Annotated in this window: 31 protein-coding genes; 29 read left to right on the top strand and 2 right to left on the bottom strand. The window is 39.8% G+C overall.

Going from position 1 to position 22,393, the window contains the following annotated elements:
- Window positions 1–20 precede the first annotated feature (20 nt).
- The 28 genes from rplC to rplQ are packed head-to-tail and all read left to right on the top strand — an operon-like array spanning window position 21 to window position 13,514.
- Window positions 21–638: a 50S ribosomal protein L3 gene (gene rplC, locus DES35_RS00430; protein ID WP_114365509.1), complete on the top strand. Its 618-nt coding sequence runs from the start codon at window positions 21–23 to the stop codon at window positions 636–638.
- The gene (rplD, locus tag DES35_RS00435) at window positions 638–1,267 is read left to right on the top strand and encodes a 50S ribosomal protein L4 (protein ID WP_037360699.1); all 630 of its coding nucleotides are present in this window, start codon (window positions 638–640) and stop codon (window positions 1,265–1,267) included. Before rplC ends, rplD begins: the two co-directional genes overlap by 1 nt.
- Before the next feature lie 2 nt (window positions 1,268–1,269).
- On the top strand, window positions 1,270–1,560 hold the full coding sequence (rplW, locus tag DES35_RS00440) for a 50S ribosomal protein L23 (RefSeq protein ID WP_037360695.1): 291 nt from the start codon (window positions 1,270–1,272) through the stop codon (window positions 1,558–1,560).
- A gap of 2 nt (window positions 1,561–1,562) precedes the next feature.
- Window positions 1,563–2,387 (top strand): 50S ribosomal protein L2, encoded by an 825-nt coding sequence (gene rplB / locus DES35_RS00445; protein WP_037360691.1) that lies wholly within the window; start codon window positions 1,563–1,565, stop codon window positions 2,385–2,387.
- A 5-nt stretch (window positions 2,388–2,392) separates the two neighbouring features.
- Window positions 2,393–2,674, top strand: a complete 282-nt coding sequence (rpsS, locus tag DES35_RS00450) for a 30S ribosomal protein S19 (protein WP_037360689.1) — start codon at window positions 2,393–2,395, stop codon at window positions 2,672–2,674.
- 11 nt (window positions 2,675–2,685) lie between these two features.
- A complete protein-coding gene (rplV, locus tag DES35_RS00455; protein ID WP_037360685.1) occupies window positions 2,686–3,081 on the top strand; it encodes a 50S ribosomal protein L22 in 396 nt (131 codons plus the stop codon).
- A 12-nt stretch (window positions 3,082–3,093) separates the two neighbouring features.
- Window positions 3,094–3,828, top strand: a complete 735-nt coding sequence (gene rpsC, locus DES35_RS00460; protein ID WP_037360681.1) for a 30S ribosomal protein S3 — start codon at window positions 3,094–3,096, stop codon at window positions 3,826–3,828.
- 11 nt (window positions 3,829–3,839) lie between these two features.
- A complete protein-coding gene (gene rplP / locus DES35_RS00465; RefSeq protein ID WP_037360678.1) occupies window positions 3,840–4,268 on the top strand; it encodes a 50S ribosomal protein L16 in 429 nt (142 codons plus the stop codon).
- A gap of 5 nt (window positions 4,269–4,273) precedes the next feature.
- Window positions 4,274–4,474 (top strand): 50S ribosomal protein L29, encoded by a 201-nt coding sequence (gene rpmC, locus DES35_RS00470; protein ID WP_037360767.1) that lies wholly within the window; start codon window positions 4,274–4,276, stop codon window positions 4,472–4,474.
- A 10-nt stretch (window positions 4,475–4,484) separates the two neighbouring features.
- Window positions 4,485–4,754, top strand: coding sequence for a 30S ribosomal protein S17 (gene rpsQ, locus DES35_RS00475; RefSeq protein WP_037360676.1), 270 nt, complete (start codon window positions 4,485–4,487; stop codon window positions 4,752–4,754).
- A 1-nt stretch (window position 4,755) separates the two neighbouring features.
- Window positions 4,756–5,124 (top strand): 50S ribosomal protein L14, encoded by a 369-nt coding sequence (gene rplN / locus DES35_RS00480; protein WP_037360667.1) that lies wholly within the window; start codon window positions 4,756–4,758, stop codon window positions 5,122–5,124.
- 11 nt (window positions 5,125–5,135) lie between these two features.
- The gene (gene rplX / locus DES35_RS00485) at window positions 5,136–5,453 is read left to right on the top strand and encodes a 50S ribosomal protein L24 (RefSeq protein ID WP_037360664.1); all 318 of its coding nucleotides are present in this window, start codon (window positions 5,136–5,138) and stop codon (window positions 5,451–5,453) included.
- Between the two features lies 1 nt (window position 5,454).
- Window positions 5,455–6,009: a 50S ribosomal protein L5 gene (rplE, locus tag DES35_RS00490; protein ID WP_037360662.1), complete on the top strand. Its 555-nt coding sequence runs from the start codon at window positions 5,455–5,457 to the stop codon at window positions 6,007–6,009.
- Between the two features lie 3 nt (window positions 6,010–6,012).
- Window positions 6,013–6,282 carry a 30S ribosomal protein S14 gene (gene rpsN / locus DES35_RS00495; RefSeq protein ID WP_037360660.1) on the top strand — a complete coding sequence of 90 codons (270 nt, stop codon included), beginning with the start codon at window positions 6,013–6,015 and terminating at the stop codon, window positions 6,280–6,282.
- Window positions 6,283–6,310: 28 nt separating this feature from the next.
- The gene (rpsH, locus tag DES35_RS00500; RefSeq protein ID WP_051889452.1) at window positions 6,311–6,712 is read left to right on the top strand and encodes a 30S ribosomal protein S8; all 402 of its coding nucleotides are present in this window, start codon (window positions 6,311–6,313) and stop codon (window positions 6,710–6,712) included.
- Between the two features lie 14 nt (window positions 6,713–6,726).
- The gene (gene rplF, locus DES35_RS00505; RefSeq protein ID WP_114365510.1) at window positions 6,727–7,287 is read left to right on the top strand and encodes a 50S ribosomal protein L6; all 561 of its coding nucleotides are present in this window, start codon (window positions 6,727–6,729) and stop codon (window positions 7,285–7,287) included.
- A gap of 3 nt (window positions 7,288–7,290) precedes the next feature.
- Entirely contained in the window at window positions 7,291–7,653 is a 363-nt protein-coding gene (rplR, locus tag DES35_RS00510; RefSeq protein WP_114365511.1) for a 50S ribosomal protein L18, read from the top strand.
- 6 nt (window positions 7,654–7,659) lie between these two features.
- Complete coding sequence (rpsE, locus tag DES35_RS00515) at window positions 7,660–8,181, top strand: 30S ribosomal protein S5 (protein WP_037360649.1); 522 nt, start codon at window positions 7,660–7,662, stop codon at window positions 8,179–8,181.
- A gap of 12 nt (window positions 8,182–8,193) precedes the next feature.
- On the top strand, window positions 8,194–8,373 hold the full coding sequence (rpmD, locus tag DES35_RS00520) for a 50S ribosomal protein L30 (protein ID WP_037360761.1): 180 nt from the start codon (window positions 8,194–8,196) through the stop codon (window positions 8,371–8,373).
- A 3-nt stretch (window positions 8,374–8,376) separates the two neighbouring features.
- Window positions 8,377–8,826 carry a 50S ribosomal protein L15 gene (gene rplO, locus DES35_RS00525; RefSeq protein WP_037360647.1) on the top strand — a complete coding sequence of 150 codons (450 nt, stop codon included), beginning with the start codon at window positions 8,377–8,379 and terminating at the stop codon, window positions 8,824–8,826.
- Between the two features lie 10 nt (window positions 8,827–8,836).
- Entirely contained in the window at window positions 8,837–10,180 is a 1,344-nt protein-coding gene (gene secY / locus DES35_RS00530; protein ID WP_037360646.1) for a preprotein translocase subunit SecY, read from the top strand.
- A 13-nt stretch (window positions 10,181–10,193) separates the two neighbouring features.
- Entirely contained in the window at window positions 10,194–10,409 is a 216-nt protein-coding gene (infA, locus tag DES35_RS00535; protein WP_037360645.1) for a translation initiation factor IF-1, read from the top strand.
- Between the two features lie 7 nt (window positions 10,410–10,416).
- The gene (ykgO, locus tag DES35_RS00540) at window positions 10,417–10,533 is read left to right on the top strand and encodes a type B 50S ribosomal protein L36 (RefSeq protein WP_037360644.1); all 117 of its coding nucleotides are present in this window, start codon (window positions 10,417–10,419) and stop codon (window positions 10,531–10,533) included.
- Window positions 10,534–10,543: 10 nt separating this feature from the next.
- Window positions 10,544–10,921, top strand: coding sequence for a 30S ribosomal protein S13 (rpsM, locus tag DES35_RS00545; RefSeq protein ID WP_037360643.1), 378 nt, complete (start codon window positions 10,544–10,546; stop codon window positions 10,919–10,921).
- Between the two features lie 12 nt (window positions 10,922–10,933).
- Window positions 10,934–11,323: a 30S ribosomal protein S11 gene (rpsK, locus tag DES35_RS00550; RefSeq protein ID WP_037360640.1), complete on the top strand. Its 390-nt coding sequence runs from the start codon at window positions 10,934–10,936 to the stop codon at window positions 11,321–11,323.
- Between the two features lie 29 nt (window positions 11,324–11,352).
- The gene (gene rpsD / locus DES35_RS00555; RefSeq protein ID WP_037360637.1) at window positions 11,353–11,949 is read left to right on the top strand and encodes a 30S ribosomal protein S4; all 597 of its coding nucleotides are present in this window, start codon (window positions 11,353–11,355) and stop codon (window positions 11,947–11,949) included.
- A 21-nt stretch (window positions 11,950–11,970) separates the two neighbouring features.
- Window positions 11,971–12,966, top strand: a complete 996-nt coding sequence (locus tag DES35_RS00560) for a DNA-directed RNA polymerase subunit alpha (RefSeq protein WP_037360634.1) — start codon at window positions 11,971–11,973, stop codon at window positions 12,964–12,966.
- Window positions 12,967–12,968: 2 nt separating this feature from the next.
- On the top strand, window positions 12,969–13,514 hold the full coding sequence (gene rplQ / locus DES35_RS00565) for a 50S ribosomal protein L17 (protein ID WP_051889451.1): 546 nt from the start codon (window positions 12,969–12,971) through the stop codon (window positions 13,512–13,514).
- Between the two features lie 694 nt (window positions 13,515–14,208).
- Here the strand turns inward: rplQ and DES35_RS00570 are convergent.
- Together DES35_RS00570 and DES35_RS00575 are read right to left on the bottom strand one after the other, a co-directional pair.
- On the bottom strand, window positions 14,209–15,801 hold the full coding sequence (locus tag DES35_RS00570; RefSeq protein WP_235183095.1) for a putative ABC exporter domain-containing protein: 1,593 nt from the start codon (window positions 15,799–15,801) through the stop codon (window positions 14,209–14,211).
- Between the two features lie 31 nt (window positions 15,802–15,832).
- Window positions 15,833–16,585, bottom strand: a complete 753-nt coding sequence (locus tag DES35_RS00575; protein WP_051889450.1) for an ABC transporter ATP-binding protein — start codon at window positions 16,583–16,585, stop codon at window positions 15,833–15,835.
- A 993-nt stretch (window positions 16,586–17,578) separates the two neighbouring features.
- Here DES35_RS00575 and cas9 point away from each other — a divergent pair.
- A complete protein-coding gene (gene cas9, locus DES35_RS00580) occupies window positions 17,579–21,892 on the top strand; it encodes a type II CRISPR RNA-guided endonuclease Cas9 (protein WP_114365512.1) in 4,314 nt (1,437 codons plus the stop codon).
- The last annotated feature ends 501 nt before the right edge of the window (window positions 21,893–22,393 follow it).

The raw sequence follows: 22,393 nt of genomic DNA on the forward strand, positions 1-22,393 counted from the left end.
TTTAAGAGTACCGCATAACCATGCCCGGATTAATTGGAAAAAAAGTTGGAATGACCAGCATTTTCAGTGCAGACGGAAAAATGATCCCCTGTACAGTGATAGAGGCTGGCCCCTGCGTTGTGACGCAGGTCAAAACAAAGGACGTTGATGGATATGAGGCTGTTCAGCTTGGTTTCGGCGAACGCAAGCCTAAAAACACCCCTCAACCTCTCCAGGGACACTTCGAAAAAGCAAACACATCACCCAAAGAGAAATTGGCCGAGTTTAAAGTAAATGGTCAGAAATATGAATTGGGACAAACCATCACCGTTGAAATTTTTCAAGAAGGCGATTTGGTAGATGTAGTTGGCACATCCAAGGGAAAGGGTTTTCAAGGTGTAGTAAAACGCCACGGTTTCGGTGGAGTAGGAGAGACCACACATGGTCAGCATAACAGAGCACGTCACCCAGGTTCTATAGGTCCCGGTTCTTTTCCAGGTCATGTTCTCAAAGGTCTTAGAATGGCCGGAAGAATGGGAGGTTCTCGCGTCACCGTTCAGAATCTGAAAATCGTGAAAATCGATACTGAAAAGAACCTCCTTCTTGTAAAAGGAGCTGTGCCAGGTCATAAAAATTCATTCGTAATTATTGAAAAGTAATGGAAGTCGCTGTATATACAATAGAAGGGAAAGAGACCGGAAGAACGGTCGCCCTCGATGAGAGCATCTTTGGCATTCAACCAAGCAGACAGGCATTATATCTGGATGTAAAGAGAATTCTCGCTCATAAGCGTCAAGGTACCCATAAGACCAAAGAAAGGGCAGAAATCGCCAGAACCACCAAAAAACACCACCGCCAAAAAGGAACGGGTGGAGCCCGACATGGATCCCTTAAAAGCCCTATTCACAGAGGTGGAGGAACTGTTTTTGGACCCAGACCCCATGACTATGTCGTAAACCTCAATGCCAAAACTATACGACTGGCCAGGAAATCTGCACTATCCACCAAAGCAGCTGAAAGCGCTATCAAGATCGTTGAGGATTTCACTTTTGAGAAACCAAAAACAAAAGATTTTCTTAATATTTTAAAAAATCTGCAAATCGCTGATAAAAAATCACTTGTGGTGCTTAGCGAGAAAAATAGCAACGTATATTTGTCGTCCCGAAATTTGGAGCGCTCTAAAGTCGTAATTGCCTCTGAATTAAACACTTATCAGATTATAAGCTCTCAAGTATTGCTGATATCTGAGAGTGCTTTGGGAAAAATAAAAGACCAGTTAAATAATTAACCATGAGCATCATCATAAAGCCGATCATCACTGAAAAAGCAAACCTGCTCTCCGAGAAGAGCGGTGTATACTGTTTTCATGTCCAGGTTGACGCCAATAAAATTCAAATTAAAAAGGCCATTGAAGATGCTTATGGAGTCACCGTGGAAAACGTAAATACCGTAATAATGCCGGCAAAAAGAATTGTAAAATATACCAAGGCCGGGATGATTGAAGGAAAAAAGCCTAAGTACAAAAAGGCTTATGTGCAAGTGAGAAGTGGAGAGATTATCAATATCTACGAAAACATTTAACAATGGGGCTTAAAAAATTAAAACCCGTAACACCAGGGACCAGATTCAGAGTGATAAATGGTTTTGATGTCATCACGGCTTCAGAGCCTGAAAAATCATTGATTGCGCCGTTAAAGAAATCAGGCGGAAGGAATAGTGACGGAAAAATGACCATGCGTTATATCGGTGGTGGTCATAAAAGGAAATATAGAATCATTGATTTTAAAAGAGACAAAGATGGTATCCCTGCTAAAGTTGCCACCATTGAATACGATCCCAACAGGAGTGCCTTTATCGCTCTTCTCCATTACGCCGATGGAGAGAAACGTTACATCATTGCCCCTAACGGATTGACAGTAGGAATGCAGGTGATGAGTGGACCGAAAGCAACCCCAGACATTGGAAACGCTTTGTTTCTCTCCGATATACCGTTAGGTACCATCATCAGTTGCATCGAGCTTAAGCCCGGACAGGGAGCCAAGATGGTTCGTTCGGCCGGTTCGTTTGCCCAACTATTAGCGCGTGATGGTAAATATGCTGTGATCAAAATGCCGAGCGGAGAGACTCGTCAGGTACTGGTCACCTGCAAAGCCATGATCGGCTCCGTATCCAATAGCGACCATTCTCTGGTTGTAAGCGGAAAAGCGGGCAGAAGCCGCTGGTTGGGTCGCCGTCCACGTACTCGCGGAGTAGCTATGAACCCTGTAGATCACCCAATGGGTGGTGGTGAGGGTCGCGCCTCAGGAGGTCATCCCAGATCAAGAAAAGGCATTCCAGCCAAGGGGTACAAAACCAGAAGCGCGAAGAAATATTCCAATACATTTATCATCGAACGTCGTAAAAAATAAAATACATGGCTCGTTCATTAAAAAAAGGACCTTTTATCCACTATAAACTGGAAAAACGAGTACAGGATAATAAAGCCACCGGCAAGAAAACCGTGATTAAGACCTGGTCACGTGCCTCGATGATCTCACCGGATTTTATAGGTCAAACAATTGCTGTTCACAATGGCAAGGCATTTATACCCGTATATATTACCGACAATATGGTAGGACATAAACTTGGGGAATTTGCTCCGACCAGAACTTTCAGAGGTCACGCCGGAAACAGAAAAGATAAAGGTAAAAGATAAGATTTCGAATCATGGGAGTACGAAAAAGATTAAGTGCTGAGGCAAGAAAGCAGCAAAAAGCATCCAAGGCGACTGCTACATTGAGAAACTGCCCGACCTCTCCTCGCAAAATGCGCTTAGTAGCCGATGTGATTAGAGGAATGAGCGTTGAAAAGGCACTTTTTGTCCTTAGAAATACCGGAAAACATTCGGCTCGTGACATGGAAAAAGTGCTGCTAAATGCCATAAATGCCTGGCAGCAAAAAAACCAGAATGCGAATATCGATGAACAGAATCTGGTAGTGAAGACGGTAACAGTAGGTGGAGGTCCAATGCTTAAACGCATTCAGCCTGCACCACAAGGCAGAGCACACCGGATAAGAAAGCGCTCAAATCACGTATTTATTGAAGTTGAAGCCCTAAATTAAGAAGACAAACTCATGGGACAAAAAACTAATCCGATAGGCAACAGGTTAGGTTATATTAGAGGTTGGGAATCCGCCTGGTATGGAGGCAGAGAATATGGTGACAAAATCGCCGAAGATTATCATATACGCAAATACCTCTACGCGCGCCTCAGCAGAGCTAATGTTTCGAGAATTATCATTGAGCGCACCCTTAAAGTAATAACCGTAACCATCACAACGGCTAAGCCCGGTGTCATTATAGGTAAAAACGGGCAGGAAGTCGATAAACTACGTGAGGAACTGAAAAAACTTACAGACAAAGAAGTTCAAATCAACATTTTCGAAATCAAGCGCCCCGAACTAGATGCCAAACTCGTTGCTGACAACATAGCCAGACAGATTGAAGGTAGAGTCAGCTATAAACGCGCTGTTAAAATGGCAATAGCTTCCACCATGCGGATGGGAGCCGAAGGAGTTAAAATACAAATCAGCGGTCGACTCAACGGAGCCGAAATGGCGCGCAGTGAAATCTATAAAGATGGACGCATTCCACTCCATACATTTAGAGCAGACATCGACTATGCCCTTGGTGAAGCACTTACTACTTATGGTCTTATAGGAGTGAAAGTTTGGATCATGAAAGGGGAAGTATACGGAAAAAGAGATTTGTCAAACTTCCTCGGCGTAACCAGCAAAAAGACCAAAACAGCTGACAAACCCACTATCTCCCCAAAGTCCGGAAAAGGAAGAAAAAAATCAAAAGTCTAAAAGCGTAAGAGATGTTACAGCCCAAAAAAACAAAATACAGAAAGCAATTCAAAGGCAGAATGAAAGGAGCCTCCCACAGAGGCGCTACAATCTCCTTTGGTAGCTATGGTATAAAATCGCTGGAAGCTGCCTGGATTACCGCCCGACAAATAGAAGCAGCTCGTATAGCAGCCACCAGATACATGAAACGTGAAGGACAGCTGTGGATCAGAATTTTTCCCGATAAGCCCGTGACCAAAAAACCGCTGGAAGTACGTATGGGTAAAGGAAAAGGTAATGTAGAATTCTGGGCGGCTGTAGTCAAGCCAGGTAGAGTAATGTTCGAAATTGATGGGGTTCCGTTTGAAGTAGCTAAAGAAGCGCTGCGCCTTGCTGCTCAAAAATTACCCGTAAAAACCTCCTTCGTAGTACGCAGAGATCTACAACTAGAACAAAATTAATGACCATGAAACAATCTGTGGTATCCCAAATGACTACTGAAGAGCTTAAAGAGCAGATCTACGAAATGAAGAGGACTCTGGCTAAGCTTAAAACTACCCATGCTCTGACACCGCTTGAAAATCCAACCGATATCAGGAGCAAAAGAAGAGCGATCGCCAGAATGCTCACAGAATTAAACAAAAGAAAAAGAGAAGTAGTCGCATAATTTTTAAACAATGGAATCCGTAGCTACAAATAGAAATGTTCGCAAAGAAAGAGTTGGTGTAGTAACCTCCACCGCAATGCAAAAAACCATTTCGGTTTTGGTAGAGCGCAAGGTAAAGCACCCCAAATATGGTAAGTTTATGAAAACTTCCAAGAAATACCATGCTCACGACGAAAAGAATGAGTGTAAAGTGGGTGATGTCGTTAGAATTATGGAAACCCGTCCGCTGAGCAAGACTAAAAGATGGAGATTGGTAGAAATAATCGAAAGAGCTAAGTAACATGGTACAGCAAGAATCCAGATTGACCGTAGCTGATAACACCGGAGCAAAAGAAGTACTCGTGATACGTGTAATAGGAGGAACAGGCAGGCGCTATGCATCCGTAGGCGATAAAATAGTAGTCACCGTAAAAGATGCAACACCCTCCGGAAACGTTAAAAAAGGACAAGTAGCTACGGCCGTAGTAGTCAGAACAAAAAAAGAAATCAGAAGACCAGACGGTTCTTACATACGATTTGATGACAACGCCTGCGTGCTGCTGAATGCCGCCGGCGAGATGAGAGGTACCCGTGTATTTGGGCCTGTAGCCAGGGAGCTCAGGGATAAGCAATACATGAAAATAATTTCACTTGCACCTGAAGTGCTTTAAAATCAAAGAACATGGTAAAGTTTCACATAAAAAAAGGCGATAAAGTAAAAGTAATAGCCGGAGATGAGAAGGGAGCTGAAGGCGAAGTATTGCGTATTATCCGCGATAAAAACAGAGCCGTTGTCAAGGGAATAAATATGGTTAAAAAACATGTAAAACCCACAGCTCAGAACCCTGAAGGTCGAATTGTAGAGATGGAGGCGCCTATTCACATTTCTAACTTAATGCTGATTGATCCCAAAACCGGTCAACCAACTCGAATCGCCAGAAAGCGCGACGAAAACGGAAATCCCATCCGAATATCCAAAAAATCCAATGAAATAATCTAAGATGGAAGCTACATACATTCCAACACTGAAAAAACTATATAAAGAAAAAGTGGTACCTGCTTTGATGCAAGAATATGCATACAAAAGCATCATGCAAGTGCCTCGAATCGAAAAGATTGTAATATCCCAAGGTCTGGGTAAAGCTACAGCCGATAAAAAGCTGATAGAATATGCTGTAGATGAAATCAGCAGAATAGCCGGACAGAAAGCTGTGCCTACAAGATCTAGAAAAGATATTGCAAACTTTAAACTGCGCAAAGGAATGCCGATCGGGGTAAAAGTTACCCTCAGAGGAGACCGGATGTACGAATTCCTTGAGCGCCTGATGGTGGCCGCTTTACCCCGCATCCGGGATTTTAACGGAGTTAAGACCACTGGATTTGATGGCAGAGGGAATTACAATATGGGAATCACCGAACAAATTATCTTCCCCGAAATTGACATTGATAAAGTAAATCAGATCTGGGGAATGGATATCACCATCGTGACTACAGCTAAGACCGATAAAGAAGCAAAATCACTATTAACTTATTTTGGATTACCCTTTAAAAAATAAAAAATGGCAAAGGAATCTATGAAAGCGCGCGAAAGAAAGCGCGAAAAACTTGTAGCCAAATATGCCGCCAAACGCGAGGCCTTAAAAAAAGCCGGTGACTATGAGGCTCTGCAAAAATTACCCAAAAATGCCTCTCCGGTAAGATTACACAACCGATGCAAACTCACCGGCAGGCCACGTGGGTATATGCGTCAATTCGGAATTTCTCGTGTACTCTTTCGCGAAATGGCCAATAATGGATTGATTCCGGGTGTCAAAAAAGCCAGTTGGTAAATTTTAAATTAAAAAAATAACAATCTCTATGTACAGCGATCCAATAGCTGATTTTCTAACCAGAATCCGAAATGCAGTAGCAGCAGGACACAAAGTAGTAGAAGCTCCTGTATCAAAAATGAAGCTGGAAATAGCCAGAATACTCAAAGACAACGGTTACATTCACAGCTTCAAAGTAGTGAAACCGGATAAAGGACCGGAAATCATTAAAATAGCGCTTAAGTACGATTCAGTAACCCGAATGCCTGCCATCAGAAGTATCAAAAGAGTAAGTACACCAGGTCTCAGAATTTACAAAGGAGTCAACGATTTGCCTCGGGTATTGAATTCACTTGGTATTGCCATCGTATCTACCAATAAAGGGGTAATGACCGACAAACAAGCCCGGAAAGAAAATACCGGAGGAGAGATTATCTGCTATGTATATTAAAAATTACTAACGAAATGTCAAGAATAGGTAAACTTCCCATCACAGTGCCGGCCGGTGTAGAGGTAAACATCGGTTCCGACCAAATCACTGTAAAAGGTAAACTGGGAACTCTTACAACTAAATACAACCCTGTCGTTAAAATTGAAAAACAAGGAGATATCATTTCTTTGACCAGAACTTCTGATGATAAAAACACAAGGGCACTTCACGGACTTTACAGAGCTTTACTGGCCAATATGGTGACCGGTGTTTCCCAAGGATTTGAAAAACAACTTGAACTGGTAGGCGTCGGTTACAGAGCAAATGCGACTGGTCAGGTGCTTGACCTCTCGCTCGGGTATTCTCACAATATCGTCATAGAACTGCCAAAAGAAATCAAAGTTGAGACCATCAACGAAAAGGGAAAAAACCCAATTATTAAATTGTCTTCTTTTGACAAACAATTATTGGGAATGGTATGTGCAAAGATCCGTTCATTTCGAAAACCTGAACCTTATAATGGTAAAGGTATCCGTTTCGTGGGCGAAATAATACGTAGAAAAGCTGGTAAAACTGCAAGTAAAGGTAAAAAATAAGCCATGGCTCTGAGTAAAATTGAAAGAAAAACACGAATTCGTAAAAGAATACGAAAAGTGGTCAGCGGTACAGCCGACCGACCCAGACTCTCAGTCTTTAGAAGCAATAAAGAGATCTATGCCCAATTGATTAACGATGACAACGGAACTACTTTAGTGGCAGCGTCTAGCCTTCAAAAAGATGTAAAAGACAAGATAAATGGCCTCACCAAAACTGATGCAGCCAGAGAAGTAGGAAAAGCCTTGGCCGCAAAAGCTCTTGAAAAAGGTATTGAACACTGTGCTTTTGACAGAGGCGGCAATCTCTATCACGGTAGAGTTAAAGCGTTGGCAGAAGGTGCTCGTGAAGCTGGACTAAAATTTTAACAGACAATGAAACTGAAAAACAATATTCAAAGAGTAAAACCCAGTGGTCTTGAACTCGTAGATCGGCTCGTAGCTGTTAATAGGGTAACCAAAGTAACAAAAGGAGGTCGTCATTTTCGCTTCTCAGCTCTTGTGGTAGTTGGAAATGAAAATGGGGTAGCCGGTTATGGATTGGGCAAAAGTAATGATGTAAGTGAAGCCATTGCCAAAGGAGTGGAAGACGCCAAAAAGAATTTGGTGAAAATTCCAATTGTCAATCACACAGTACCTCACGAGCAGGAATCAAAATACGGTGGAGCCAGAGTGTTCTTACGGCCAGCCAGCCACGGTACAGGTGTAATAGCCGGTGGTGCTATGCGGGCTGTGCTCGAATCCTTTGGCATCCACGATGTGCTCGCTAAATCCAAAGGCAGTTCCAATCCGCACAATGTGGTCAAAGCCACTTTCAAAGCACTGACCGAAATGCGCGATGCCTACACGGTGGCCAAAGATCGCGGAATTTCTGTAGAGAAAATGTTCAACTCCTAAACGTTATCAGTGGTGGAAAAAATAAAAGTAACCAAGATACGAAGCACCATTAAAGCTTCCAAAAACCAAAAGCTCAATATGAAAGCTTTAGGGTTGAAGAGGATCAACTCAAGCAATGAACTTGAATTGACACCACAAATTGCCGGAATCATCGAAAGAGTCAAACATCTGGTCAAAGTTGAAAAAATTTAAACAATGAAATTACAAGATCTAAAACCTGTAGAAGGATCTACTCACAAAGAAAAAAGAATAGGCAGGGGAGAAGGCAGCGGGCATGGCGGTACTTCTACTCGTGGTCACAAAGGTGATAAGCAACATTCTGGCTACAGAATTAAAAGAGGATTTGAAGGAGGTCAGATGCCTCTTCAAAGAAGAATTCCAAAATTTGGATTTAAAAACTTCAATAGAGTAGAATACAGGGCCATAAATTTGGATGTCATTCAATCACTGATTGACCAACAAAAAGTGGAAGGGCGTATTGCACCTGATGACTTGGTAAAATTGGGACTTGCCGGAAAAAATGACTTGATTAAAATTCTTGGCCGGGGAGAGTTGAAGACTAAAATCGAAGTTGTAGCACACAAATTCTCCAATTCTGCCATTGAGGCCATAAAAAATGCCGGTGGAGAAGTTGTGACCATTTAATTTCAGCCCAATGAAAAAGTTTCTTGAAGTACTGAAAAATATATGGAGTATCGAAGAGCTGAAAAACAAGCTCCTGCTCACGCTTGGATTGCTGTTTGTTTACCGTCTGGGCTCCAATGTGGTCTTGCCGGGTATTAACCCCGAAAGCCTTTCAGCACTTCAGCAGCAAACTGATGACAACAACCTCCTGGGCATATTAAATGCTTTCACGGGTGGAGCATTTGCAAATGCCAGTATAATGGCATTGGGCATTATGCCCTATATTTCTGCAAGTATCGTTATTCAGCTGCTGGGCATTGCAGTGCCCAGCATCCAGAAACTCGATAAAGAAGGAGAGAGTGGCAGGAGAAAGAAAAACAATTATACACGTTTTCTTACCATATTCATCACTCTTGCTCAGGCGCCCGGTTATCTGGCCAATCTGATAGCCCAACAGGTAGAAATCACCATCAGTCCGTCCACCTTTTGGTTTTTAGGAATCATTGTATTGGTCACAGGTACCATTTTCGCAATGTGGCTCGGCGAGCGCATTACCGATAAGGGCATTGGAAATGGAATCTCACTGCTCATTATGATTGGAATCATAGCAACCTTGCCTCAGGCTTTCCTACAAGAGCTCATTACCAAACTCGAAAATCAAACCGGAGGATTACCCATCTTTCTGGTCGAGATTGCAGCCTTGTTTGTTGTAATTCTGCTTTCAGTAGCACTTGTATCTGCTACGAGAAAAATTCCTGTCCAATATGCTCGCAGAGTAGCTGGTGGAAGATTGGCCGACAATCAGATTACCAGAAGCTATATTCCCCTCAAAGTCAATGCAGCTGGAGTAATGCCCATCATCTTTGCTCAGGCCATCATGTTTATTCCCATCACTGTGCTGACCTACGCCGGCAGTACCGAAAGCACCGGCTGGATCGTAACACTCTTTGGCAACATCAGTGGATTTTGGTACAACTTTCTCTTCGCAGTGCTGATCATCCTCTTTACATATTTTTATACGGCTATCCAGATCAACACCAATCAGATGGCCGAAGATTTAAAGAGAAATGGAGGTTTTATTCCCGGCATCAAGCCAGGAAAACCTACTGCTGAATACATCGACCTGATTTTGTCCAGAATCACACTTCCCGGCTCTATATTTCTAGCCTTGATAGCTATCCTACCAGCCTTTGCGATGAGCGCTGGAGTTACCACTCAGTTTGCTTACTTCTATGGCGGTACTTCCTTGGTCATAATGGTAGGTGTGATCATCGATACCTTGCAGCAGATTGAAAGTTATTTGCTTGCACGGCACTACGATGGATTGATACAAAGCGGAAGAATCAGGGGTAGATCGTCGGTATCAGTAGAATAAACAAAAATCAGGAATGGCGAAACAGTCCTTAATCGAACAAGACGGAACCATTATCGAGGCCCTTTCAAATGCTATCTTTAGGGTGGAACTTGAAAATGGCCACGTTGTGACCGCACACATATCGGGCAAAATGCGTATGAATTACATCAGACTCTTGCCCGGTGACAAAGTGAAAATGGAGATATCTCCCTATGATTTAACCAAAGCAAGAATTATTTACAGATATTAATACAGTCATGAAAGTAAGAGCATCACTAAAAAAAAGAAGTCCTGAATGCAAAATCGTTCGCAGAAAAGGACGTCTTTATGTCATCAACAAAAAGAATCCTAAATACAAACAAAGACAAGGATAATACGTAAGCTATGGCAAGAATTGCAGGTATTGATTTACCAAAAAACAAAAGAGGTGAAATAGGTCTGACCTATATTTTTGGAATAGGCAGGAGCCGTGCCCGTACCATCCTCGATATGGCAGGTGTCGACTACGATACCAAAGTACAAAACTGGACCGATGAACAGATCCAGGCCATTCGCCGTGCTATTTCAGAAAACTTCAAAGTAGAAGGTGAACTGAGATCAGAAATCCAACTCAATATCAAAAGGCTCATGGACATTGGATGCTACAGAGGAATCAGACATAGAAATGGCCTGCCGGTAAGAGGACAGAGAACCAAAACCAATTCACGTACCCGCAAAGGCAAGAGAAAAACCGTAGCGAACAAGAAGAAAGCCACCAAATAATTAAGTACTCCTATGGCTAAAAATACAAAAACCGTAAAGAAGCGCATTGTAAAAGTAGAAGCTGCTGGTGAAGCGCATATAAATGCTACTTTTAACAACATCATCATTTCCCTTACCAATTTAAACGGACAGGTTATCAGCTGGTCATCAGCCGGAAAAATGGGTTTTCGTGGGTCAAAAAAGAACACCCCCTATGCAGCTCAAATGGCCGCTGAAGACGCTGCCAAAGCTGCATTGGAAGCCGGCCTGAAAAAGGTGAAGGTCTATGTAAAAGGCCCAGGGGCGGGAAGAGAAGCGGCCATCCGAACAATTCACAACACCGGTATTGAGGTAACTGAAATCCTCGATATTACCCCCATACCACATAACGGATGCAGACCACCAAAGAAAAGAAGAGTTTAATTATTGTAATTATCTAGATCAAACAAAAAATGGCAAGATACAGAGGTCCTTTATCCAAAATAGCCAGAAAATTCGGCGAACCAATTTTTGGTCCGGACAAGGCACTTGAGAGAAAAAACTATCCTCCGGGTCAGCACGGTTTTGCTCGAAAAAGAGGAAAAAAATCAGAATATGCCGTTCAGCTCGCAGAAAAGCAGAAGGCCAAATACACCTATGGAATCCTTGAAAGGCAATTTGAAAACCTCTTTCAAAAAGCAAATCGCCTGAAAGGTATTACCGGTGAAACCCTACTCCAACTCTGTGAGACAAGACTCGACAACGTAGTATATCGCCTTGGCATCGCTCCCACCAGAAGGGCAGCTCGCCAGTTGGTATCTCATCGTCACATTGAAGTAAACGGAGAAATAGTCAACATTCCCTCTTATCAGCTTAAACCAGGTGATGTGATTTCAGTACGCCAAAAATCACGCTCAATGGATGCCATTAACCTTACAAAAGGCACTCAAATGGATTGGCTTGAATGGAATAGTGCCACAGCATCCGGACGTCTTCTCAATGTACCTCAAAGGGAGCAAATTCCGGAAAACATCAAAGAGCAACTTATCGTAGAGTTGTATTCTAAATAATCACCTCAAACAACTGATTTTATGGCTATTTTAAGTTTCCAAAAGCCTGACAAAGTAATATTGATCCATAGCGACGACTTCGAGGGTCAATTCGAATTCAGACCCCTCGAACCAGGGTATGGCCTTACCATCGGAAATGCACTCAGACGTGTTTTGCTCTCAAGTCTCGAAGGCTATGCTATTTCCTCTGTCCGTATCGAAGGAGTAGAACATGAATTTTCTACCATCAAAGGCGTGGTGGAAGATGTCACTGAAATCGTTCTCAATCTTAAACAAGTAAGACTGAAGAACCAAATTCCTTCGCAAGAGAATGAACTTGTAAAAGCCAACTTTTCTGGTAAGGACCGCATTACTGCAGGCGACCTGGGCAGTTTTATTTCAGCTTTCAAAGTGTTAAATCCCGAGCTGGTCATCTGTAACCTCGATCCATCTGTTTCTCTGTCTTTAGAGTTTACGATCGATAAAGGAAGGGGTTATGTGCCCGCAGAAGATAACAAAAAAAGCAATGCACCACTCGGCACCATTTTTATCGATACCATCTATACACCGATAAAAAATGTAAAATACAGCATCGAAAACTACCGTGTCGAGCAGAAAACAGACTATGAAAAACTCATCATAGAAATCACCACCGACGGTAGCATATCTCCTCAAGATGCTCTGACAGAAGCAGCCAAAATATTGATTGAACATTTTATGCTCTTCTCCGACAAACTGGTAAATGTAGAACCAGTGAAAAAAGAGGAAGAACCGGATACATTTGATGAAGAAATCATCAGAATGCGCAATCTGCTCAAAACCAAGCTCACAGACCTAGACCTTTCCGTAAGAGCTCTCAACTGTCTGAAAGCTGCTGAAGTTGAAACACTTGGTGACCTGGTGACGTATACCAAACAGGACCTGATGAAATTCAGAAATTTCGGTAAAAAATCCCTGACCGAACTCGATGAACTGATAGAGTCCAAAGGATTGCACTTCGGAATGGACCTTTCCAAATACAAACTAGATAAGGAATAAAAATGAGACACGGACGTAAAGTAAACCACCTTGGCAGAAAAACAGGTCATAGAAAGAGCATGCTTTCCAATATGGCCAGCTCTCTGTTACTACATAAACGAATCACCACCACACTTGCCAAAGCCCGGGAATTGAGAAAATTTGTAGAACCTCTCATAACCCGCTCTAAAGAAGACAGCACTCACAACCGAAGAATCGCTTTTGCCAATCTCAAAAATAAGTATGCCGTAACGGAACTTTTCAGAGAAATTTCGGTAAAAGTAGCTGACCGCCCCGGAGGATATACCCGCATTATCAAGTTGGGCAATCGACTCGGTGACAATGCGGAAATGGCATTAATTGAATTGGTCGATTACAATACGACTTACACAAATGAAAAATCGGCCAAAAAGACCCGCAGAAGCAGGAGAAGTAAATCAAAGGCAGAGGGGACTGCTCCAGTTGAGGTACAATCAGCTGCCCCTGAAGCAGAGGCTCCCACCATTTCACCTGCTGATTCGCCGGCCAATGAGGCCACCTCGACTTCCGAGAACGAGGATAAAGCCTGAGCATTCCAGTTGTAATTTTTAACAAAAAGGTAAAGCCAACTGCTTTACCTTTTTTTTTGCTTTCCCTATTGGTGGAAATTTCTCTAGGTCAAAGAGAGTTTCAGATTTTGCATCAAGAATTTAGTGCGGATAACCCGGTGAATTACGACGGAACTCACATTTCTCTTCACTGTTGTATTTCGTCATCTAACGTAATTCTGCTGGATGTTACAGCCAAAGAGTTATCAGCAATGAAGGTGATCACCTACATCACGCTGATTATTTTCCACAGAGGTGATTTCCATAATATGAGCCATTGAGCATACATCATTGTCGGAGATATATCTGCGTCTGTGCCTCCGGTTAAAATGATATTTATAAGAGATAATACATTCATTACCAATGCATTGCTACAGGGTAATGAGGGATTTTTAGATTTTCTTTTATACAACTGGAAAAAAAGGTTTACATCTCAGATGCCTTCTCAGGAGGGGCCTGGCGCATTAAGATAGGATGGTGTACCGCCATTGATTTCGAAAGCAGAGAAAAATCCTCAATGGATTAGAAACAGTTGGAAATTGTGTATCATGGGACGAACGGATATGGCCTGATAACGGGCGAAGACAAAAGAAGCTATTGGATAAAAAAGGTACCTTTACTGGTGATGAGCACTGTTAGACCCGAAGTCTGAAGCTATTTAGGTGCTACAGATGTCTCAAAACTCCAACTGAGCGATTTCCTCCTCAGCAAAAAAGTAAAGCAATACAGACCAGGCTGCCCAAACCAATGCACCGCAAAAAATGCCAGCAGCAAGTGAGTTGAAATATCCGCTGCCCGCTATCACTACCAACACAGATGGAGCAACACAAAAGGTAAGCATTGCGACGTAGCCCAGCGGCAAAAAAAGGTAGCGATCCAGCGCGTTGCGAACTCTCAATTTTACATTGAGCTGGTATAGAAACCCCGTCAGATATACCACTTCCGATGCAATTACACAGCCCAGTACGAAGTAAAAATCTATGCCTCCGGCTATCCATACTGGCAGATAAAACACAGTGGTTAAAAGTCCTATCTGAAGTAAATCCAACAAAATAAAAAAGAAAAATTTCCTTGCGGTGGTGTCAGGGATCAATGCAAATATTGGCCTGGCAAGGTCACCAATGCGCACACGCATCCATCCGGCAAAAAAGGAGAGGAACATCAGCAGGATAAAGCTTACAGTGGCGATTTCTGAGAGGTTGTCAGCATCTACTACTCCTAGTCCATACAACAAGCCAAGAAGAACGCCCAATACACCCATTACCAGCGTAGTAGGGTCGACAACCGGAAGGCCCGATTGTCGGAAGCTCATTACCCAATTTTTCCAGAAGAGCGCTACAGCGCCCCTGCCAAATTCCTTGTGGTGCCGTATGGTGCGCGTATTGATCGCCCAGCTGTACTCTACATCGTCCGACAATTGGGATTCGCCAGAGCGGATTTGTTCAGCTCTGGTCTGCAATTCTGTGGAAGCCAGTACGTCTTCGTAATAATTCTTGCCAAGTACATAAACACCTGCTGGTAGCGCAGCCGAAGTTGCTGCAAACAGCAGTAAATTTAAACTGAACAATTGACCTTCCAATATGGATGTTACACTGGCCTGAAACCACCCGACATACGGAACGAATTGAAAACTCCCGTGTACAAATACTGCACGCACTAATTCCTTCACCCCCCGGAAGTCGGATATTTTTACTGCAATAGCCAACAGTGCTGAAATCAGAAGAAGATTCCGCACCCACCGAATGTGCCGGACAGCCCTTTGGGACTGCCCGCCGGCCACATAGCTGAAGATCAAAAACTGGATAGGCCGCAAGCTGAAGAAAAAAAGACCAACCGGCAATGCCAGAGCAAACAACTTAACGGTATCAAAAGGCAGCTGTTCCGGAGTTAGAAACACAAAAAAATAGAGCAAAACAACCAAAGCAGAGAATAAGGCCGGCAGCAAACTCTTGACCATTTGGTAGAGAAGGATGGACTGTGGCCTGAAAGGTCCGGGAAATAAAAAGTGGGTATCGGCATTGATAAAAAAGGTAGTATTTTTTTTCACTGCTCTGTTGAGCACAATGAGCAGCGCCACCAGTGCCCCAATTCCTGAGACAGCACTTAGTACCACCACAAGCTTATCAAAAGCCTCATTAGAAACGGGATACAAGCTGTCTATGTCCGGATAGCCACTTTCCGGTGCGGTGACCATGACCACCCGTCTGTAGATAAAAAATCCGAAAAACACAACCACTACAAGCCACCTCCATGGCTTTTTCAGAGCCATCTTGAGGTTGTTTTTCAAGATCAATAAATCTTTAATCAGCAGAACCTTCCATGGATGCTTCATCGACGGGGGAAGATTGGGTTAATGTGAAAAAGATGTCTTCAAGCGTGTGGACCTCGTTTCCAAAGTGGGTTTTCAGTTCGGCTGGTGTACCATTCCACAGTAAAGTTCCGGTGCGCATGATCAACAAGCGGTCAGCAAAGCGCTCAACTGTATCCAGTATATGGGTAGAAATCAGCAAGGTTTTTCCTTTTTGCTTTTCTTCTGCCATTAACAGTTTGACTTCTCTGATGGCTTTTGGATCGAGCCCAATGAGCGGTTCGTCGAGCATAATAAAGTCAGGATTGTGAAGGAATGCCGTACAGATGCTTACTTTTTGGCGCATTCCTTTGGAGAGCTCACGGCCGAGTTTGTTGCGGTGCTCTGTCAGCTCAAACCGTTCGAAAAGCTCTTCAGCCCTGGGTTTCCAATTGTTCAGGCCATAGGCCTGCGCAATGAACTGCATGTGTTCCCAGGCAGTCAGCAGAGGGTAAGGTTCCGGCATTTCCGGCACATAGGCCATTCTTCGCTTGGCTTCGATAGAGGTGTGATCGTATCCGGCAATGGTGATGGAGCCGGTGTCGAGTCGCAGGAGTCCGGCTATGCATTTGATGGTAGTGCTCTTTCCGGCTCCGTTAGGACCAATCAACCCGGCAGTCTGGCCGCTGTCAAGTTCAAAACTCAATTCCTTGACGGCGTATTCACCTTTTTTGAAGGACTTGGATACTTGTGATAGGTTGAGCATGAGGGATGGATTACAAGTCAAAAATAATGGTATACTGCTATCAATAATTGTAAAGTTTTGGAATTTCCTGGTAGTCAACTTTAATGTTTTTGCAACATTAGTTACAATTATTACATTCCATTTTTCTAGTTGATTTTTTTAAAACAGTTAATTTCTCCTAATTTTTTTCTACTGGTATATCTATTATCCAAAAAAATAAGTGAAATAGGATATAGATTACTCATACTTCATATTTCTTTACTGCTTCTCGTTTCGGATTAAATTCATGCTATTAATAAATTGTCTTAAATTAAAAAGTTGAAAAAAGGTATTAATTTTTGGTATATAACCCCTTAAGGAAGGCTATTGCTATGGTTATTTAAAAATTGTGTTTGACATCATAACATCTTAATTGTTTACCTCCGAAGAAGCTTTAGTAGCACCTTCTTTGTCATACCAATAATCTAGCAGTACATTTTTCTTATGCCTCCAATACCAAAGGCAAAACAACAAAATTTAAAGCTTAAGAAAAATTACTTAGATTAAATATCTTAATGCATCCTTACCGGATAAATATATCATAATTACTCTAAGCACATGTATTTGCATTTATACTGTCAAAAGGTACTGTACTTTCCCAGGCGGTTAGTTCTTTTAGGTATATCGAATTAAAATTTAAAAGTAAAAAGTTTTTTTCTATAACATTACGTAAACCTCAGATTATAATAATATTTGAATGTCAACTTACTAACCTTTACAGTGCTTTTAGAAATAATTATTTAATGACTTTTTAAAGTTAAAAATTTTCGTTTATTTTTGAGGCAGTATATAAAAATACTGATTCATGGTTTTAAACTGATGATTGAAGATACAATAAGAATGAAGCAAATAAAGATAGTTAAACAATAAAGCCCCACAGAAGTATGCGGGGCTTAAGAGTGTGTCACTCTTCGGCTTATAGCCTTGTTGTGATTCCTAAGCGCAAATATAATATAAAATTTAAAATTAAGTAAAATGAAAATTTTAGGACTTGACCTTGGGACCAATTCTATCGGTTGGGCAATCCGTGAAACTGACAGGGTATGCCGAAAAGAATATTCTAATTTATTCAAAAATAATTTATTAGACTTGGAAAATGAAATTGTAGATTATGGAGTGATTGTGTTTAAAAAAGGGGTTGGTAATGGTAAATCAGGCGAATTTTCGCTGGCTGCAGAAAGAAGAAAAAACCGAAGTAAGCGAAGATTATACAATGCTAAGCGATACAGGAAATGGGAGTTACTTAAAGTTCTCATTGATAATAATTTGTGTCCGCTTACTATTGACGAATTAAAACTATGGAGTGTTGGGGAATGGGTTGTAGAAAACGGAAAAAAGCGTAATAAAGGGAGAAAGTATCCGATGTCGGCTGATTTTTTAAGATGGCTGGCAATGGATTTTGATAAAATTGGAACTGAATTTACTGACGGAGAAAAACTTAAACCCGAATTTGAAAATCCTTATACGCTTAGGTGTTTTTTGTTGGAAAGGAAACGAGATGATAATCAAAAGACTAAATATCAGATAGGTCGGGCTTTGTATCACCTTGCTCAACGAAGGGGATTCAAGTCAAGTCGCAAAAGCGGGATGTCAACGTACGCAGAAAATAAAGAAATTGAACAAAAGAAAAATCTTGATTCTAGCTACAGTATTTCAAAGTATGCAATAGAAAAAATTCAGTCAGGAAGATTTCGCGCAAGCGGTGTAATTCAAAGAAAATATTATGAAGAGGAATTTTTATGTATTTGTAAAACACAAGGATTGGAAGAAGAATTAACTAAAAAATTGTTCAATGCGGTCTATTATGTGCGTCCTTTAAGAAGTCAGAAAGGATTGGTTGGTAAATGTACTCTTGAAAAAAATAAAACTCGTATTCCAATCAGTCATCCTGTTTTTGAGGAATTTAGAGCATTGGCATATATAAACACGATTCAATGGAGGGTAACCGGAAGCAATAAGCCCTTTGAACCAATACCTATAGAACTTAAAAAGAAAATTCTTGAACAACTTTTTTTTAGAAAAAAAAGGAATGGTGAAATTGATACAAGAGGTTATTTTAGATTTGATGAAATCATAAAAGAATTTTCTGAAAATTTTAAATATGAGTTTAATTATGCCAAATATAAGGATAATAATCCGGAACTTTCTGAAAATAAAAAAATATCCGACCTACTTAAAGCAAATCCAAATATTACTGCTTGCCCTGTTATTGCGGGCTTGATGAATGTATTTTGGGAAAGTTGGAAAAATAAATTCATTACTGATGACAATAAGTTTGGAATTGATTGGAGTGGATTAAAGTTAGACTATACAGTTAAATACGGAAGAAAAAAAGGAGAGAAAAGACAGCTTGACTACGAAAGTATCTGGCATTTACTCTTTGATTATATATTAACAAAAGATGACATTGATAAACTAAGGATATTTTGTAATGATGTACTTGGGTGGAATAAAGAGAGAATAGACCTATTCGTTGATATTGGCTTATCTCAGGGCTATGGGTCATTGAGCAAAAACGCAATCAAGAAAATAATCCCTTATTTACAACAAGGTTTTATCTATTCAGAAGCGGTACTATTTGCAAATCTTGAAAAAGTACTAGGGCAAGAAAAATTTGTCTCAAATAAAGAAGACATTTTAAAAACTATCGCCGAAACAATTAAAGGTGTTGATATATATAAAGAAAAATTGCACATAGTAAATTCACTTATACAAAAATATTTTGGTGAAGTTGAATTTAAAAATGCAAAAGGTTTAGATGAAACAATAATAAAAAGTGCAGAACACGAAGTGATAAATAAATTGAAAGAGTACTTTGGTGAAAAAAATTGGAACATAAAATCCGAAACAGAAAAAAAAGAATATTATGAATTTGTACTTGATAAATACTTAACCTTTTTAGATGGAAAACAAAAACCTGAAGAAAAAGCATCTACACGTTTAAGAAGGAATCCAGAAATAGATTATTATTTATTACCCCGACTTGATGAGTGTGTAAAGAATATTTTATCAGAAAAATTTTCTGCATCTGATGAGGGGTTGAAACATTTATACCATCCATCAGATATTGATGTATATCCAAAAGCAAAGAATAAGCGCCTAGGCGATCCGGTCCCTCCGAGCAAGGGTTGGAAAAACCCAATGGCTATGCGTACAATGCATGAATTGAAAAAACTGATCAATTATTTATTAGAAATTGGCAAGATTGATGAACAAACAAAAATTGTAGTCGAAATGGCACGCGAATTAAATGATGCAAATTTACGTTGGGCCATAAAAACATATCAAAAACAAAGAGAAGAAGAAAATAAAGAATTTGCAAAAATTATATTGGGATTGGCTCAAGAGAAATATCCCAATTTAAATGAAAATGATGTTGATAATATTAATAAAGTTCGCTTGTGGTGGGAGCAACTTCCAAATGGAGAAGAAATTTATAGGCAGGTAAAAGAATTAAAAGATTATGTATTGAAATATCGGTTGTGGAAAGAACAAAAATGCCAATGTATATATACAGGAAAATGGATTAACATAACGGATTTATTTGATGGTACAAAAGTTCAGTTTGAACATACTTTTCCATTAAGTGATTCCTTTGATAATTCTCTTGCAAATCTTACCGTTTGTGATGCACACTATAATATGAATGTTAAGCAAGATCGCATTCCTACACAGTTAGAAAATTACAACAAGGATGCCATTGGATATTCAGCCATTAAACCACGCCTCAAGAAATGGTTTATCAAAAGAGATACATTGAAAGAACGAATTGAAAATAATAAAGTCGAAACAAAAAAAGCAATTAGAATTGGTAATATTGAGCGCAAAAACTATCTGATAAGGGAGCGTCATTTGTTGCAGTTCGAATTTGATTATTGGGATAAAAAGTTAAAAACCTTTACACTAAAAGAAATTCCTAATTGGTGGAAGAATAGTCAACTTATCGATACACAAATTATTACTAAATATTCTTCTGCATATTTGAAATCATTGTTTACTAAAGTAGATGTTGTCAGAGCAAGACGAAATTCTGAAGACATACAAGATGGGACAGTAAACATTTTCAAAAAAATATATGGAATAAAAGGCGATGAACAAAAAGATCGAGGCCGGCACAGTCATCATGCAATAGATGCAGCTGTACTCACATTAATTCCAAGTTCAACAAAACGAGAGGAAATAATAAAGCAATATTTTAAAGAAAATAAATCAAAAAACAAATTTCACATGCTGCCCTATCAAAATTTTGATACTAACCATATTTTGCAAATAGAAAAAAATATAATCGTCAATCATATTGTTAAAGATAAGACACTAGTCCGAACAAAGAAAAAAGTTCGTAAAAGAGGATTGGTTCAATATACTTCGGAGGGCAAACCTATGATCATGCAAGGTAATAGTATACGTGGACAGTTGCATAAAGAAACTTTTTACGGTGCGGTTTTAGTACCGGAAAGAAATGAAAATGGATACATCATTAAGGAAAATGATAAAGTTAAATTGAAAGAAAATGAAGTATGGATAGTATATAGGAAACCAATTCAAAATATTGATATTAATGAGGATATTATTGTTGATGAGTTACTCAAAAAACATATACAAAATCAAATTAATAAAGGTGTGAAGATTACAGCGGTTAAGGACTTTCGGGGTAAGCTTATTCGACATTTGAGATGTAGAGCAAAAGCAGGCAGAGGATATTTAACAAAGAAAAAAACAATTGAGTTGAAAAAAAATTCAAGTAATCCTAAAAAATTACATAAACAATTTGTATTGACGCAAAATGAGGAAAACTATTTGTATTTATTATATGAAAATAACGTTGATTCTAAGAAAATATGTCGTGAAGCCCGTATTGTCAGTTTATTTGAAATGCAACAGCTATTACGTGACGGTATTTCAATAAAAAAAATTTGGAAGGAAAATGAACTAAATCAATTACTTGGTTTACCTTTAAGGGCTATAATAAAAGTAGGTTACAAGGTAATATTTTATGAAAAAAACAAGGAGGAATTGAAAGAACTTAAATCAAACGAATTGCAAAATAGAGTTTTCATTGTTTATAAATTTAATGAAATAGGTTCACCTTATATTTATTTACAAAATCACATTGACGCAAGAATAGATGACGAATTTCAAAAACTTTCACATGGAAAAGATGGTTATACTGAATTTGATGTATCAAAATATCAATATCGTTTAAAATTAAAAGCACGAAAATTAAATTGTGTTTTCGAACGAATTGATTTTGAAATTAAACCTGATGGTGAATTAATATGGAAATTTTAAAACATATTTGTTTTCTTAAGGGATTAATTAAACATCAAATCTATTGTATAAAATGTTAAAATGTTATTGTCACAATATTCTATAAGGTACTTGGATTGTTAAAGTAATTACTTCCTTTCAATTTTTAGTATTTTTGGCTCATTGACATTCCATTTTTTTTCAAGTGCACTCATAGTTCTGTTGTGATTTCCTTTCAATTTTTAGTATTTTTGGCTCATTGACATTTTAAAAGAACATAGCGGCATTATCGCTGTGTTGTGATTTCCTTTCAATTTTTAGTATTTTTGGCTCATTGACATTCAATTGGTAGGGATGATATAGTTGCCGGAAGTTGTGATTTCCTTTCAATTTTTAGTACTTTTGGCTCATTGACATTAATGAAGGCCTACATATCTTTGTTGTTCAAGTTGTGATTTCCTTTCAATTTTTAGTACTTTTGGCTCATTGACATTAAATAAATCCGAAACAGGATGATGTAAATCGTTGTGATTTCCTTTCAAT

Source organism: Schleiferia thermophila (assembly GCF_003337435.1).
Classification (GTDB): domain Bacteria; phylum Bacteroidota; class Bacteroidia; order Flavobacteriales; family Schleiferiaceae; genus Schleiferia; species Schleiferia thermophila.

Coding starts and splice junctions, on each gene's coding strand:
- rplQ (WP_051889451.1), top strand. CDS start 12,969: ATGAGACACGGACGTAAAGTAAACCACCTTGGCAGAAAAACAGGTCAT.
- rplC (WP_114365509.1), top strand. CDS start 21: ATGCCCGGATTAATTGGAAAAAAAGTTGGAATGACCAGCATTTTCAGT.
- rpsC (WP_037360681.1), top strand. CDS start 3,094: ATGGGACAAAAAACTAATCCGATAGGCAACAGGTTAGGTTATATTAGA.
- rplR (WP_114365511.1), top strand. CDS start 7,291: ATGGCTCTGAGTAAAATTGAAAGAAAAACACGAATTCGTAAAAGAATA.
- rplX (WP_037360664.1), top strand. CDS start 5,136: ATGGTAAAGTTTCACATAAAAAAAGGCGATAAAGTAAAAGTAATAGCC.
- rplB (WP_037360691.1), top strand. CDS start 1,563: ATGGGGCTTAAAAAATTAAAACCCGTAACACCAGGGACCAGATTCAGA.
- rpsE (WP_037360649.1), top strand. CDS start 7,660: ATGAAACTGAAAAACAATATTCAAAGAGTAAAACCCAGTGGTCTTGAA.
- rplD (WP_037360699.1), top strand. CDS start 638: ATGGAAGTCGCTGTATATACAATAGAAGGGAAAGAGACCGGAAGAACG.
- rpsQ (WP_037360676.1), top strand. CDS start 4,485: ATGGAATCCGTAGCTACAAATAGAAATGTTCGCAAAGAAAGAGTTGGT.
- DES35_RS00560 (WP_037360634.1), top strand. CDS start 11,971: ATGGCTATTTTAAGTTTCCAAAAGCCTGACAAAGTAATATTGATCCAT.
- cas9 (WP_114365512.1), top strand. CDS start 17,579: ATGAAAATTTTAGGACTTGACCTTGGGACCAATTCTATCGGTTGGGCA.
- infA (WP_037360645.1), top strand. CDS start 10,194: ATGGCGAAACAGTCCTTAATCGAACAAGACGGAACCATTATCGAGGCC.
- rpsN (WP_037360660.1), top strand. CDS start 6,013: ATGGCAAAGGAATCTATGAAAGCGCGCGAAAGAAAGCGCGAAAAACTT.
- rplF (WP_114365510.1), top strand. CDS start 6,727: ATGTCAAGAATAGGTAAACTTCCCATCACAGTGCCGGCCGGTGTAGAG.
- secY (WP_037360646.1), top strand. CDS start 8,837: ATGAAAAAGTTTCTTGAAGTACTGAAAAATATATGGAGTATCGAAGAG.
- rpsM (WP_037360643.1), top strand. CDS start 10,544: ATGGCAAGAATTGCAGGTATTGATTTACCAAAAAACAAAAGAGGTGAA.
- rpsH (WP_051889452.1), top strand. CDS start 6,311: ATGTACAGCGATCCAATAGCTGATTTTCTAACCAGAATCCGAAATGCA.
- rplO (WP_037360647.1), top strand. CDS start 8,377: ATGAAATTACAAGATCTAAAACCTGTAGAAGGATCTACTCACAAAGAA.
- ykgO (WP_037360644.1), top strand. CDS start 10,417: ATGAAAGTAAGAGCATCACTAAAAAAAAGAAGTCCTGAATGCAAAATC.
- rplE (WP_037360662.1), top strand. CDS start 5,455: ATGGAAGCTACATACATTCCAACACTGAAAAAACTATATAAAGAAAAA.
- rpsK (WP_037360640.1), top strand. CDS start 10,934: ATGGCTAAAAATACAAAAACCGTAAAGAAGCGCATTGTAAAAGTAGAA.
- rpsS (WP_037360689.1), top strand. CDS start 2,393: ATGGCTCGTTCATTAAAAAAAGGACCTTTTATCCACTATAAACTGGAA.
- DES35_RS00575 (WP_051889450.1), bottom strand. CDS start 16,585: ATGCTCAACCTATCACAAGTATCCAAGTCCTTCAAAAAAGGTGAATAC.
- rpmC (WP_037360767.1), top strand. CDS start 4,274: ATGAAACAATCTGTGGTATCCCAAATGACTACTGAAGAGCTTAAAGAG.
- rpsD (WP_037360637.1), top strand. CDS start 11,353: ATGGCAAGATACAGAGGTCCTTTATCCAAAATAGCCAGAAAATTCGGC.
- rplV (WP_037360685.1), top strand. CDS start 2,686: ATGGGAGTACGAAAAAGATTAAGTGCTGAGGCAAGAAAGCAGCAAAAA.
- rplN (WP_037360667.1), top strand. CDS start 4,756: ATGGTACAGCAAGAATCCAGATTGACCGTAGCTGATAACACCGGAGCA.
- DES35_RS00570 (WP_235183095.1), bottom strand. CDS start 15,801: ATGGCTCTGAAAAAGCCATGGAGGTGGCTTGTAGTGGTTGTGTTTTTC.
- rplP (WP_037360678.1), top strand. CDS start 3,840: ATGTTACAGCCCAAAAAAACAAAATACAGAAAGCAATTCAAAGGCAGA.
- rplW (WP_037360695.1), top strand. CDS start 1,270: ATGAGCATCATCATAAAGCCGATCATCACTGAAAAAGCAAACCTGCTC.